This window comes from Methylotuvimicrobium alcaliphilum 20Z, assembly GCF_000968535.2.
GTDB classification, from domain to species: Bacteria; Pseudomonadota; Gammaproteobacteria; order Methylococcales; family Methylomonadaceae; genus Methylotuvimicrobium; species Methylotuvimicrobium alcaliphilum.
This window is the reverse complement of sequence record NC_016112.1, coordinates 302,597-316,351: the sequence shown is the minus strand read 5'-3', so window position 1 is coordinate 316,351 and position 13,755 is coordinate 302,597. Positions and strand designations below refer to the sequence as shown.

14 protein-coding genes are annotated in these 13,755 nt (G+C 49.6%); 11 read left to right on the top strand and 3 right to left on the bottom strand.

Annotation, left to right across the window (positions count from 1 at the left end):
• The first annotated feature begins 2 nt into the window (after positions 1-2).
• The 8 genes from MEALZ_RS01440 to MEALZ_RS01405 all read left to right on the top strand — a co-directional run bounded on the left by MEALZ_RS01440 (position 3) and on the right by MEALZ_RS01405 (position 5,927).
• On the top strand, positions 3-1,049 hold the full coding sequence (locus MEALZ_RS01440) for a DUF4917 family protein (RefSeq protein WP_046060929.1): 1,047 nt from the start codon (positions 3-5) through the stop codon (positions 1,047-1,049).
• Between the two features lie 120 nt (positions 1,050-1,169).
• Positions 1,170-1,340 carry a hypothetical protein gene (locus tag MEALZ_RS22520; RefSeq protein WP_014146802.1) on the top strand — a complete coding sequence of 57 codons (171 nt, stop codon included), beginning with the start codon at positions 1,170-1,172 and terminating at the stop codon, positions 1,338-1,340.
• Positions 1,341-1,682: 342 nt separating this feature from the next.
• Complete coding sequence (locus MEALZ_RS01435; protein WP_014146801.1) at positions 1,683-1,925, top strand: type II toxin-antitoxin system Phd/YefM family antitoxin; 243 nt, start codon at positions 1,683-1,685, stop codon at positions 1,923-1,925.
• Positions 1,922-2,194: a Txe/YoeB family addiction module toxin gene (locus MEALZ_RS01430; RefSeq protein WP_014146800.1), complete on the top strand. Its 273-nt coding sequence runs from the start codon at positions 1,922-1,924 to the stop codon at positions 2,192-2,194. The genes MEALZ_RS01435 and MEALZ_RS01430 overlap by 4 nt, the downstream gene beginning before the upstream one ends.
• 223 nt (positions 2,195-2,417) lie before the next feature.
• Complete coding sequence (locus MEALZ_RS01425) at positions 2,418-2,672, top strand: AbrB/MazE/SpoVT family DNA-binding domain-containing protein (protein WP_014146799.1); 255 nt, start codon at positions 2,418-2,420, stop codon at positions 2,670-2,672.
• Positions 2,672-2,989 carry a type II toxin-antitoxin system PemK/MazF family toxin gene (locus MEALZ_RS01420; RefSeq protein WP_046060928.1) on the top strand — a complete coding sequence of 106 codons (318 nt, stop codon included), beginning with the start codon at positions 2,672-2,674 and terminating at the stop codon, positions 2,987-2,989. The genes MEALZ_RS01425 and MEALZ_RS01420 overlap by 1 nt, the downstream gene beginning before the upstream one ends.
• 350 nt (positions 2,990-3,339) lie before the next feature.
• Positions 3,340-5,085 (top strand): 2-oxoacid:acceptor oxidoreductase subunit alpha, encoded by a 1,746-nt coding sequence (locus MEALZ_RS01410; protein ID WP_014146797.1) that lies wholly within the window; start codon positions 3,340-3,342, stop codon positions 5,083-5,085.
• On the top strand, positions 5,082-5,927 hold the full coding sequence (locus MEALZ_RS01405; RefSeq protein ID WP_014146796.1) for a 2-oxoacid:ferredoxin oxidoreductase subunit beta: 846 nt from the start codon (positions 5,082-5,084) through the stop codon (positions 5,925-5,927). Before MEALZ_RS01410 ends, MEALZ_RS01405 begins: the two co-directional genes overlap by 4 nt.
• 492 nt (positions 5,928-6,419) lie before the next feature.
• Here the strand turns inward: MEALZ_RS01405 and MEALZ_RS22515 are convergent, their stop codons facing one another.
• From MEALZ_RS22515 to MEALZ_RS01395, 3 genes are all read right to left on the bottom strand, one after another.
• The gene (locus MEALZ_RS22515; RefSeq protein WP_162472901.1) at positions 6,420-6,587 is read right to left on the bottom strand and encodes a hypothetical protein; all 168 of its coding nucleotides are present in this window, start codon (positions 6,585-6,587) and stop codon (positions 6,420-6,422) included.
• Between the two features lie 722 nt (positions 6,588-7,309).
• A complete protein-coding gene (locus MEALZ_RS01400) occupies positions 7,310-7,897 on the bottom strand; it encodes a cysteine peptidase family C39 domain-containing protein (protein ID WP_014146794.1) in 588 nt (195 codons plus the stop codon).
• 464 nt (positions 7,898-8,361) lie between these two features.
• Positions 8,362-10,011, bottom strand: coding sequence for an alpha/beta hydrolase (locus MEALZ_RS01395; protein WP_014146793.1), 1,650 nt, complete (start codon positions 10,009-10,011; stop codon positions 8,362-8,364).
• Positions 10,012-10,332: 321 nt separating this feature from the next.
• On the opposite strand from MEALZ_RS01395, the gene MEALZ_RS01390 reads away from it, so the two are divergent.
• From MEALZ_RS01390 to fumC, 3 genes are all read left to right on the top strand, one after another.
• On the top strand, positions 10,333-11,229 hold the full coding sequence (locus MEALZ_RS01390; protein ID WP_014146792.1) for a DNA/RNA non-specific endonuclease: 897 nt from the start codon (positions 10,333-10,335) through the stop codon (positions 11,227-11,229).
• A gap of 607 nt (positions 11,230-11,836) precedes the next feature.
• The gene (locus MEALZ_RS01385) at positions 11,837-12,280 is read left to right on the top strand and encodes a ferritin-like domain-containing protein (protein WP_014146791.1); all 444 of its coding nucleotides are present in this window, start codon (positions 11,837-11,839) and stop codon (positions 12,278-12,280) included.
• A gap of 32 nt (positions 12,281-12,312) precedes the next feature.
• On the top strand, positions 12,313-13,716 hold the full coding sequence (fumC, locus tag MEALZ_RS01380) for a class II fumarate hydratase (RefSeq protein ID WP_014146790.1): 1,404 nt from the start codon (positions 12,313-12,315) through the stop codon (positions 13,714-13,716).
• Positions 13,717-13,755 lie beyond the last annotated feature (39 nt).

Sequence of the window (13,755 nt, the reverse complement as noted above, 5' to 3'; positions counted from 1 at the left end):
AGTTGACTCAGATCAAATCATTCGATGACTGTATAGATATGGCCGGAAATGGGAAAAAGCATTTGATGCTTGGAAATGGTTTCAGCATCGCTTTATTTCCACAGATATTTAACTATAAAAGGCTTGCTGAAAATATCGAATCTGATCGGATAAAGCTGCTATTCGAAGCTATAGACACCCCTGACTTTGAATTCGTCATGCGTCGATTGCTGGAAGCTGAAGAAATCGTAAAACATTATGATTCATCTGATGGAATTACAAATCATATCCATAATGATATTGAAGAGCTAAAGCGTACGCTTATCCATGTTATATCAAAGTGTCACCCACATAAACCATCCGAAATAACTGAGCATCAATACTCTAGCTGTCGTAAATTTCTATTGAATTTTGAAAAGGGAAACACCTATACCTTCAACTATGATCTTATTCTTTACTGGGTTTTGATGCACTTTCATGACCATCCCGAGCTTAAGTTACCTTGTGATGATGGTTTTCGTTATCCGTATTCGGACGAATATGTTCCTGAAGAAGAAAGGGACTTGTCACTGCACTGGGAGATCGGTCGAGAAAGGGGGCAAAGTATCTACTACATACATGGCGCAATGCACATATTTAGCGATGGCTCTGATATAGAAAAGTTGTCTTATACGAACCTAGGTGTCCCTCTAGCCGAACAGGTCAGGCAGGCGATAGATGAGGATAGATTTCCTGTATTTATATCAGAGGGATCTACCGATCATAAATTGGCACGAATCAAAAAAAATGGTTATTTATCGAGAACATTTTCTTCATTAAAAAGCATCACTGGAAATCTATTTATATTTGGTCATTCTATTCGTGACGAGGATGATCATGTATTTGACTTTATCAATCAGAATAACAAAAGCCTTAGAGTCTTCATTGGGCTCTTCGGGGATATAGGAGAGCCGCACAATCAAGTGATTATTAGTAAGGTCGAGAAATGGAGGAAGTCTTATCGTGGTAAGGTTTTCGAGTTTTATGACTCTTCTTCCGTCGATGTCTGGGGTCGCTCCTCCCATGCGTAGCTTAGCCAAGAAACCATATAACAGTTCAATGAACTACGCGCCTTCGGCGCCGGACACACAAAAGCGCGCCGGTTATTAAGGCGTTAGCCATGTGTGCCCACAAGGTACCGGAATTATCCTATGAGTAAAGTTTGGCGCTACTTAACAAAAGAAAAGCTGGAGTGGCTTGTGGCTGATAGAGGACTGTACTTCGGTCCGGCGATTTCACAAAGCGATCCAGAAGAGGGCTTGTATGACTCCACAATTCTAGGAGATCTTTTTGAAGAGAATCCAAGAAAATATATTCGGTAAAAAAGGGGGCGGGTTAAATTAATGTTTTAACCCGACCCTTTTTTTAGTCACCTTTTGGCTCTTCCGGATTTCCCGTGGTAGCCCCCAATATCTAGTGATTCGCCAACAAGGTCCGGCAACCCTGGACATCCAGCCAAATATGCTGGAATAATCGACCCAAAAAGACGGAGTCAGGCCTTACATTTGACATTATCCCTCTTTTCCGTCTGTTTCACTGTCCAAAAAAGGGGTCAGGTTTAATTAATAATTTAACCTTCTCCCTTTTTTCTACATAGCGTTCGTCTTGACGTACGTACTAAAAGGCGTACACTTAAGATAATTTGAACACAGCAGAGGTATGTCATGACCGGAATAACTGCAACTGAGGCGCGCAGCAACCTTTATCGGTTGATTGATGAAACCGCCGAATCTCACCAACCAATCGTCATCACGGGTAAACGGAATAAAGCTGTTCTGGTTTCCGAAGAAGATTGGTCTGCAATTCAGGAAACGCTTTACCTGCTATCCGTACCAGGCATGCGTGAGTCTATTCGGAAGGGTATGGATACTCCTGTGGATGAATGCAATGAAGAGCTCGACTGGTGACATTTACCGCATGGAAGTTGGTTTACACCAAGCAAGCTCAGAGGAATGCAAAGAAGTTGGCCTCCAGCGGCCTGAAGCTAAAAGCACAGAAATTGGTGGAGCTGATAGCAAAAGATCCGTATCGTAAGCCGCCTCCGTTTGAGAAGCTCATCGGCGATCTTACGGGAGCCTATTCCCGCCGGATCAATATTCAGCATCGCCTAGTGTACCAAGTACTTGAAGATGAACGAGTAGTTAAAGTTCTTCGGCTCTGGAGCCACTACGAATAATACATAACCCTAAATTTTTTGCTTGGTTCTTGAGGTCAGGTCTTACAATTGATATTACCGACTTCCATTCTCCATATAAATTCTTCCGACTTCTTTTCAGCCGACGCGCCTTTGGCGCGTTCAGCTTGAAGCTTGGCGTTAGCTGCTCAAAAACAATCATTCTCTCAAGTTTTAATTACATTATGGTTACGCTAAATTCGGTAAATAATGGGAGTGCAGTCAAATGACTCAGCTAGTACGAATAGGGAATTCGCAAGGCATAAGAATACCTAAGCCTTTGATTGAACAGGCTCATTTGGAAGTAAAAGAGCTTAAATTACAATTGGTTAACGGTGGTCCCCTCATAATTCCGGAGAATGGAGTTAGAGAAGGATGGAAAGAAGCTATAGAACAAACAATTTCGGCTCAGGGGCAAGAGTCGCTAGATGATGAATGGTTGGATTTCCCTCTCGACTCGGATGATGGGCTTGACTGGTAATGATAAAGCGATTTGAAGTTTGGCTCGTTGACCTCAATCCCACAAAAGAAAGAGAGATCAATAAAAAACGCCCTTGCGTTGTCATTTCTCCCAATGAAGTGTCGGCTCTGTCTACGTTTCTTATGGCTCCAATGACGACTAAGGGTTTTGAGTTTCCTTGTCGTGTTCCATGTAAGTTAAAAGGAAAAAGCGGTCTGATCCTGCTGGATAAAATTAGGGCAGTTGATAAATCAAGGCTTGTTACAAAACTTGGGGCGGTGAGCGCAAAGACACAAAAAGAACTGTGTTCGTGCTTAAAAGAAATGTTCGAGTATTAGATGTAGCTAACAATGCACATTCACTCGGACAAATTTACGCAACGTTTCGTTTGCGCACATGGACGGGGTCAGATCGAGATTCATAGCCTTTTTTGAAAATGTGAAATAAATGACGCCGGGTTTATTTTGTAATTCAACCCAACCCATTTTTCTAGCCTTCTTCTCCCGCTTGACGGCATTTCCTCCCCGGATCATAATCCGGTTGAAATGCGCGATTCAGCCCATTGGACTTCTTATGCTTAATCCCACACAGCAGTGCCGGCCCCCCCTGCAAGCTGTCGGGACGCGCCGTGCAGAGAATAAATCATGAACATTTTAAGAATGGATAAGCCTGACGGGGCCAACCGGCGATGAACGAGGCACAAGAAAAACCGCCCGTGGACAGTTGCTCGTTGACTCTGCTCGGCAGCGGCGGTGCCGGCGTAATGACCGCCGGGCAGATTCTTCTGGATGTTGCTGCCGAGGCAGGTTATTTCGGCTTGATGACGCGTTCCACCGGTCCACAGATCCGGGGAGGCGAAGCCGCAGCGGTGCTTCGGCTCGGCGTGACGTCTATCGGCTGCCAGGATGATCGCATCGATCTCTTAGTCGCGCTGGACTGGGGCAAAGCCGAGCACTTTTCCGACGAACTGGTGCTGGATGCCGATAGCGTGGTTATTGCTGACTCTGCTGAAGGCGAGCCGCCCGTCTGGGTGACGGATTCGGGTGCTCGCCACTACGCGGTAAGGCTTAGCGAACTTGCGCGCGAACATTCCGGCTTACGCGCCAATATCATTGCCGTGGGCATCGTCGGGGCACTCGTCGGTCTCGATTTCGACAGCATGAAGAATACTATTAAACGCCGGCTAATCGGAAAAGAAAACCTGTTTGCCGATGTCATACAGGCTGGACTACAGGCGGGTATTTCCGCGGCCGAGTCGCTTCAATGTGCCTGCAAGCTCGCGCCGCCTCAAGCGCAACCGCGTTGGCTGTTGACCGGCAACGAAGCCGTCGGCATGGGGGCGCTGCGCGGCGGGGTGCGGTTCTGTGCTACCTATCCGATCACGCCCTCTACCGAGATTCAGGAGTGGTTGGCAGAACGGCTCCCCGAGGTAGGCGGCTGCCTGGTGCAGGCCGAAGACGAACTCGCCTCGATAAACATGTGCATTGGCGCCTCGTTTGGCGGGGTGCCGGCCATGACTGCCACTTCGGGCCCCGGTTTTTCCCTGATGGTCGAAGCGCTTGGGCTTGCGGTGGCGACCGAGACGCCACTGGTTGTGGTTGATGTTATGCGTGGCGGGCCGGCTACTGGCATTCCCACCAAGTCCGAGCAGGCTGATCTCGCCATTGCCGTTTATGGCGCCCACGGCGATGCGCCTCGGTTGGTGTTGGCGCCCAACGGCATTGGCGACTGCATGACGACCACCCAGTGGGCCGTATATCTGGCCGAGGCGTTGCAATGTCCGGCAGTGGTGTTAAGCGACCAGTTTCTGGGCCAGTCACGCGCTGCCATTATGCCGCCGAAAGATCGCGAGTGGCGCGCCAAGCGGCGCAGGGCGCCGGCGAACATCGCGGATTTTCAACGTTTCAGGGATTGCAGCGACGGCATCTCGATGATGGGCATTCCCGGCACGCCGGGCAGCGAATACACAGCCACGGGGTTAAGCCACAAGCCGTCGGCGCGTCCCTCGGCCATGCCCGCCGACCATCGCCTACAGTTGGACAAGCGCCGCCGCAAGCTCGAGCAATTCGATTACGGTGATGACTGGGCCGATATCGAGGGCGATGGATCTCTTGGGTTACTGACCTGGGGTTCCTCCACCCAAGCGGCTCGCGAGGCCGTTGCGCGGGTTCGTGCCGATGGATTGGCGGTACGCCTCGTGTCGCTAAGGCTTATCGCACCGCTTGATCCTGTGCGACTAACTACAGCTTTAGACGGGATCAAGCGACTGTTGGTGGTCGAACAAAGCCACGGAGCTCAGTTCTTTCAGTATCTGCGGGCCAGCTGCGAGCTGCCGCCGCACACTCGTAGCCTTGCCGAGCCCGGCCCCCTGCTGTTCCGGCCGGGTCGGATCGCCGCCGCGCTTCGCGTACTAGAAATGGAGGAGGTCAAATGAGCAGCGAACCTCAAGTCAAGATCCGTACCCACGCGCACAAGGACTACAAGTCGAGCTACAAGCCCGTGTGGTGCGCAGGCTGCGGTGATTACGGCGTGCTCAACGCGCTCACGAAGTCGCTCGCAGCACTGGAAATTCCCACTGAACAGGTTGCCCTGATTGCCGGCATCGGTTGCTCATCGCGGCTTCCGGCCTACACCCGGGCCTACGGTTTCCACGGCGTACACGGCCGTGCATTGCCGGTGGCCGCAGGGTTAGCCATAAGCCGGCCGGAGCTCACGGTCATCGCCGTAGGCGGCGACGGAGACGGTTTCTCGATCGGCGGCAACCACTTCATCCATGCCTGCCGGCGCAACGCCAATTTCAGTTACCTGGTGATGGACAACGCGGTCTACGGTATGACGAAGGGACAGGCTTCGCCGACCACTGAGAGTGACTGGACCGGTTCGAAACTGGCGCCACAAGGCACGCATCAACCCCCCTTCCAGCCGCTGGAAATGGCGCTGGCTGCGGGAGCGCCGTTCATCGCGAGGGCCTTCTCGAATGCCCCCAACGAACTGGCGCAGATCATCAGCGAGGCCATCAAGTTTCCCGGTTTCGCTTTTGTGCAGATATTGAGTCCGTGCGTTACTTTCCGTCCGGAGCAGCTCAACTGGAAGAAACAGGTACACGAGGCTTTTACGCCGACCGCCGACAAGCGCGAGGCCTACCTCAGGTTACTTGACGACGACGGCATCGGTACCGGGATTCTTTATCGTGCTCCACGGCCCTGCTTTCAGCCCGATACCGCCGCGCCTCGCGGCCTGGCGGAGATCGCGTCCGACTTCGAGGTACCCGCATGAGTCTGCAGAAGGCTTCTGAACCTTCTTCTTCAGGCAGTGATGCTGGAAAGACGACTATGACGAGCCGGCCTCGCTTTTCCTGCCAAGGGTTATGAGACTGGCAACTCCCACCCCCAAAGATCAGCGAAAGACATAACCCGAGCGAGAGGAAAAACAGTATAAAGTCTTCCAATCAAGCATCTATAGTTAAATTTTCGCTTACTACTATACCTTTCGCACTTCAAATTTCGGCAATGTCCGAGGAGGCGTTGGGGTGCTCGATCCCTCACCTAACGCTAGGTGAGGGATCGGCATGGAGCCTACAGAGACTTATTCATCCAGCACCTAATTCCTTAGTTGATTGGCTATGTTTAACTATCTTGGATAATTTAGGGCTGGATTCACGGCGTCCGCCGACGGACACCTCGGCGCCGAATTTTGATATACGATGAGTATGACATCAGCTCTCAACCCTTCAAATTGTATAGAAGTTTCCGAACAGTTTTCTCATCATCATTCTTCTGCTTGATAAAAAAGATCATCGACTAAAATCGTAAAGTACTGGCATGTCCCGCACAAGCCGTCATCATTGAACTTCACTAGTATCAAAGTTGCAACTAATGCCAAAGAAATAAAACCGGTATATAACCAAAATCTATCTTTTACAGGAGTTCCGTTCATTGTTGATTGCCTCGTATTTGTCGTTATATTTGATTACTAAACATCCGCTTCTATAACGCAATTAAGCGATTCACCTTTTATGGGAAAACTTAAGCGCCATCCTAATAGCGAATCGATACTACAAAGCAAGGGATAAAAAGTCAATCAATTATCTACTCCCTTTATACTCAAAAATTAGCTAACTTTATGAAGGTATGGGGTGTGGCTAGCGAGGATGTCGGCAACAGGGCAGATTTTTGCTCCATGCAAAATCTGCATTGGCCGCTGCATCCTGCGCGCTGACGGGGCCCAGGGAGGGTACCATAAGTTAAATCAAATTGATTAAGCGTTCTAAGCGACAGGATAACATATTGATATATTAATTATTTTAATGTGTTATCCCTGGGGGTAGGAAAGCATTGTTAGGCCCAACAATCAAGTATGCTTTAGTCGCGATCGAAAAAAAGGAGGGGCAAGTTACTTTTATCGCAGAAGCACAACCTTTCTAAGGGCTTGGTCGTAAATAACTTCCCTATTTTACCGAACCCTCAACAAAGCCCATAGCTCCAGGACGTTATTTATCACGAAATCCTTAGGCAATTCGACCCATTCGAAAACAATCGATCAGTGCGCTGATTGAACGGCTAAACTGATTGCCTAATACAAGCCTGAGCATGTTCATCGAATTTAACAGACTCCACACACTATACCTATATCGTTCGATTATGCTGCTTTCTATTAGCTCAAGTCGAAATATAAATAACCTGCTCAAATCGGCCTGTAGACAGATATTGAGGACCGATACCTAATTCGCGCAATTGCCCTTCCCAAGGGTCGAGATATACGACGCGACCACGTGATGTTCTGCGCGATGCGACAATGAAATGACCGCCATTTCGGCGTGCTCCATTGTACCAACCGAGTAAAATAATCGCGGGAGTAGTATCCGAAAGCCGCCAAGCATCAACAGTTATTCCGGGTGAAAACCTAGTTTTGAAGGTCACCTTCAGGCCATCATTTCTAAGCGCCTGGGCGACTTGATCCATGAATGTCCCCATTCTTGAAAACATGTTTCCAAAAGTATCTTGGTCGTTGCTATGCGCGCTTGGATCTAAAGACATAGGTGCAGGCGCTTCCGGGATAAAATCCGCATCCTGAACCACTCGGTGATACATATTCCATGCCAACGCCCATTCCGATTCATCGATCGTCATCTGTTTGGTTTGATTTCGCGCCATCCAAATACTGGCAACGGCGCATGAACTCGCTTGCTGTTGCGCCATGACCTGATGAACAATGTTATCGCTATCATTTCTCAAATATATGCTCATAAATTTACACCTTCGACAATCAAATAGGCTCGCGCCTACGATGTTATGTGAGTCCTTTAATGCCCCATGACTTCCGATGACGCCCAGAAAAGAAAAATCAATCTACTGTTATCAAATAAAAACTAGCTAATAACGTGGAACTGTCAACTCGGATGCGAATTATTTCTCTTGACCATCTACCTATCACGCCCCATCTTTCAGCAACAAATAAAAGTCGCGAAGTATTTGGCGGATTTTTCCTCAAAAACCCGCCCCTCCATGTATACCTATCATCGTAGATCAAAATTCGGCGCCTGGGTGTCCGCTAAAAGATGCCGGGAATACGTCCATGTAGGCTCTATGCCAAATCCATGCTGGCCTAATCCCTCCTCGGGTACTACCGAAACTGGCAATGCGATAGTCATAACTCGAACCATTGAATGAAAAATCGATAGGCTTTCACATTTGTAAAATTATTCGATGCCTTATCGTCCTTCGAACAAGGCCCGCAGACGATTCAATTGCTCTTCGCTCCAACCTTTAGGTTCGGTCAAGGCCAGCCATGCATCGATGTAATGTTTAGCGGCAAAAACATGACCGAACCCCGGCGGAGTAGACCCGACCGCCATGTCGGCCGCCAATTGCAGCATCGTGACAACCGGATACCACCTTAGATGCGGCGAGACGTCCGGCCCTCTGGGAGCTTGCATCCATTCCGGCTCACGAAAGAACGCATGGCTATCGAAAAACGTTATCGGGTCGCTGGCATATTGCAGATAAGCGATTCTAAAAGGTCCCCACGGCGTACTATCGTCATTTAATCCCGTATATTGATTCATGAATCTAACCACCGCGCCATCGCGAAAACGAGGGAGCCATACCGGAGAGCCGGGTTCCCTTTCTTGCGTCACTTTGCGCCAGGTTTCGCTACGAAATGGCGGACCGCTCCATAATGCTCCGTCGAATGGGTCTTGAATGATGTCGTACACATCGAAAGAACGATCGGAATTCAGCGCGCCCAAGCTCAGTCCGTGTAAATACAATTTCGGTCGATGGTCGCTAGGCAAGTTCGTCCAATAGACATAAACTTTTTCGAACAGCGCTCTAGCCATTTCCGCACCGTACTCCCCTTCGGTTATCAACGACAAGGCGCTGGGCAAATACGAATATTGCGCGGTGACCGTCGCGATGTCGCCTCGATGTAAATATTCGACGGTATCCAGTGCGGCCGGGTCTATCCAACCGGTACCCGTGGGCGTCACCAACAACAAAACCGAACAGTCGAAAGCATTGACGCGTTTCAGCTCTTGCAAAGCCAATTCGGCTCTTTCTTCCGGCGTATTCGCCGCATTCAACCCGACATAGATGCGCACGGGCTCAGGCACCGGCTCACCGAAAAAATCGCTCAACGCTTGAGCTGTCGGGCCTGAAGACATAAAGTTACGCCCTTGCCTTCCCAAGTCCGACCAAGCGATCAAAGAGGCTTCGCTACCGGTCTTCATCGGATCGTCGGGACGCTCCAAATCATCCTGAATCAGCGCGTCTAATTGTTGATAAGAATTGTTCGTCGCGCGTAAAAACAAAGAAACAACCACGCCATCGATAACCGACCAAAACAACATCCCAGCTGCCAGTATGCTTATCGCATGCGCGACATGATCGGATATGTAGCGCGCTAGCCTTAGAGACAAAAATTGAAACGTCCTCCGAAACAATCGAGCAAACTGTATTAATACGCCAAAAACGAATAAGGTCATCAAGGCAATACCATAAGAAGGCATCGCACCCTCCGGCATCATCCCCATCATGGAGCGCAAATCGTCTTGCCATTGCGAAGCCTGCCAAAGAAAGGCGATTGCAACGATCGAACAGACGCCCGATGCAACGATCCTAAAAATTCTGATTGCATCGCGACCAGGCAACGGCAACTCGACATAATCCCAAAACCATCGACCGAAAACACCAAGCGCGTATCCCGCCGTAAAAGACAAACCGGAAATCACCCCTTGAAACAAAAAAGAACGAGGCACTAGACTTGGTGTAAGCGAAAATGCGAAAAAAAGTGTCGCCAACAATAAGCCGGGTATGGAAAAGCCGAAGCTTAATTTGGTAATCAATTCGTCAATCTTGCGCATAGTAAAATCTTGAGCCGGAAAAAGTTATCATTTCGAAAAAATACGTCATCATTGAGGTTCGATTATAAAGCACTCACCTCAGCCTTCAATTCAACCTTGGTTTCAACTATTGGGAGCACGCTCTTACTCCTATTTGCGAGCGAAAAAGCGTCTAATAATCTAAAAGCTATAGTTACCCATCGGCTTTTAATCCACTCCGGCCAACAATACCCGATTAATTACCGTATAATCATACAGTTACAATAATCACTTAAGTCACTTAATAAAAATCCGCAGCACCCTATTTGATGCGGCATTTTTGAACATCGTTAGCTAATCGACATGGCAAGAAGAAGACAGAAAAAACATCGCTTTTTACTCGCTACATTCATCACGTTTTTTAGAGTTGGTAAAAAATATCCGCGCATTAGCGTACTGACCCTACTCCCTCTAATTGGCGGCTACAGTTATGAAGTCATGCTGGCTAGGCCCGACATGGCATTTCAAGGCGTCCCGCAAACTCAAGTCTGGTATCAGCCGCTGACCTGGTCGAGAGTATTTCGCAATGATGGATTCATGGTCGGATACTCAGACATTCGTGGCAATCCACTTTGGGTAATCTATCAAGTCACAGCGATTAAGGACAATGCGACGCCTCATAAACGGCCGCAAACATTCAGCACAGATTGGCGCAGCCTGACGCGTATCAGCCATCAAGACTATACCCGCAGCGGTTTCGACCGAGGCCATATGGCGCCTAACTATGCCATCAGCCGACTCTATGGCAAACAAGCGCAATTGGATACGTTTTTAATGACCAACATTACCCCTCAAAAATCGAATCTAAATCAAAAAGTGTGGCAGCGATTGGAAGCCGTTGAAGTCGACTACTTTACCAAATTGCATCGACGCGTCTGGGTAATAACCGGCCCCGTATTTTCGAATCCGCTGAATCGATTGAAGAGCAGCTGGAAAGTGGAAATACCGGATGCTTTTTATAAAATTTATGCCGCGGAAACAAGTTCCGGAATCAAAATGTTGGCGTTCCTGGTCCCGCAAACGGTGCGAGGCAATGAGCCTCTGACCGACTTTATCGTCTCCGTGGACACTATCGAAGAATTAACCGGCTTGGACTTTTTTCATGAGTTAGACGACCCATTGGAAGATAAGTTAGAGGCAGCCATTAATCCGAAACCCTGGAAATTAAATTCGGTCGCTCGTTTACCGTCACGCTATTAAGGATTTGGGCATCAATAAACCCATCGTATACCTATCGTAGATCAAAATTCGGCACCGGGGTGCCCGTCAAAGGACGCCGTGAATACATCCATGTAGGCTCTATGCCAGCTCCATGCTGGCAAAGCCTTAGCCGAGCACCCCGGCGCCTCCTAAGAAACTGCCGAAAATTGAAGTGCGAAAGGTATAGATCAAAATTAGGCGCCGAAGTGGACGAAAGCTCTATACAAGCGCTTAACAAGTTATTGAATTAACTTCTTATCCTTCACGACCTTCATGGTGAAATGCTTTTTCTAGGATTAAAGTTCCTGATTAGCAAGTTTCTTCAGCTAAAGCCCAAAAACCAGCATATCCCTAGCAGGACGGGGTTTGCAACCCCGTCCTAAACGTTTTGACTTTGGCCGAAGTCAGCCGAAATGTTTAGGGCAAACCGAAAAGTTGGGGACGGGTTAAATAACCCGTCCCGCAGAAGTGGCTAAGACTGGCCACTGCTTGGACAGTTGGCCTCAGCAAGCTGAAGCATCTTGCTAATCAGGTTAAAGTTTACTATCTCAACGATCAAAAAAGCGCTATAGTCAGACTCTCCCCATTCTGACTTCAGGAGACACTCATGACAAACACCGAAATCGATAACGACGCCGTGATCAAAGTGCTGAATAACATTCTGGAAGCGGAACTGGCGGGCGTGGTTCGTTATACGCATTATGCCTTGATGGTTGTCGGCTACAATCGAATCCCCATCGTTTCCTGGATGCGCGGCCAAGCGAATGAATCGTTACTCCATGCCAACGAAGCCGGAGAAATGATTACCCATTTGGACGGTCATCCCTCTTTGGGAATCGGCCCGTTACTGGAAACGCATCGCCACGATATCGGCGCCATTCTCCGGGAATCGTTGGATCATGAAGCATCGGCACTGGCCGAATATCATCGTTTATTGGAGTTGGTCGACGGCCGTAGCGTTCTGCTCGAGGAATATGCGCGCCGAATGATCGCCCAGGAAGAAATTCATGTGGGCGAGGTGCGAAAAATGCTGAGTAAACCAAGCGAATAATCCATCGCTGTTAGCGCATTTGCATAATAACCATGACAATCGGAAGTTCGGCCGGGCGAATTGAAAGCGACGCACTGGGCTCCATTGAAGTCCCCGCCGACAAATATTGGGGCGCTCAAACGCAGCGTTCCCTGCACTATTTCGCGATCGGCGACGAACGCCTACCTCGCCCGCTGATCCGCGCGCTCGGGATCGTCAAACGCTGTGCGGCCTTAAGCAATATCGCCCAAAACAAGCTCGATGAAAAACTCGGCCGCGCAATCGTCGATGCGGCGCAGGAAGTCATCGACGGCGCACTGGATGAACACTTTCCGCTGGTGATCTGGCAAACCGGCTCCGGCACGCAATCCAATATGAATGCCAACGAAGTGATCGCCAACCGGGTCAACGAACGCCTGGGCGGCGCGCTCGGTTCGAAATCGCCGGTTCACCCCAACGATCACTGCAACCTCAGCCAGTCTTCGAACGATGTGTTTCCAAGCGCGATGCATATCGCAGCGGTCGAACAACTCCAATGTCTACTGATCCCGTCATTGCAGCGCTTGCAAAAAACGCTGTCCGATAAATCTCAGGCATGGGCCGACATCATTAAGATCGGACGCACGCATCTGCAAGATGCGACGCCACTGTCATTGGGCCAGGAGTTTTCCGGTTACGCGACCCAAGTTCAACTCAGCATCGAACGGCTACAGGACAGTCTCAAACGCCTGTATCCTCTCGCGCAAGGCGGTACCGCAGTCGGAACGGGCTTGAATTCGAGCCAGGGTTTTGCCGAACTATTCGCCGACGAAGTCGCTAAATTCACCGGGCATCCTTTCACATCCGCCGCCAACAAATTCGAAGCGATGGCCGCGCACGACGCACTGGTGGAACTATCCGGCGTGTTGAACTGCAGCGCGGTCAGCCTTAATAAAATCGCTAACGACATTCGCCTCTTGAGTTCCGGTCCGCGCTCGGGACTCGGTGAACTGATTTTGCCGGCAAACGAACCCGGCTCATCGATCATGCCGGGCAAAATCAATCCGACCCAATGCGAGGCATTAACGATGGTTTGCACACAAGTCATCGGCAATCATACGACGGTGACCCTGGCCGGCGCGCAAGGTCATCTGGAACTCAATACCTTCAAGCCGGTGATGATTTATAACGTGTTGCAATCGATACGCCTTCTCGGCGACGCGGCGCATAGTTTTACCGAACATTGTGTGGCAGGCATACAACCGAATGCCGAGCGGATAGCGGAGTTAATGGAGCAATCGCTGATGCTGGTCACCGCTCTGGTTCCGCAGATCGGCTACGACAAGGCCGCACAAATTGCCAAAACGGCCATGCAAAACGGCACGACGCTTCGCGAAGAGGCCATTGCCGTCGGCCTGGTGAGCGCCGAACAGTTCGATGCGATCGTCCGGCCGGAACGGATGATCATGCCGAAATGAGCCATCCGGTTTAATAACGACAACAAGCGGGAGAAAAAC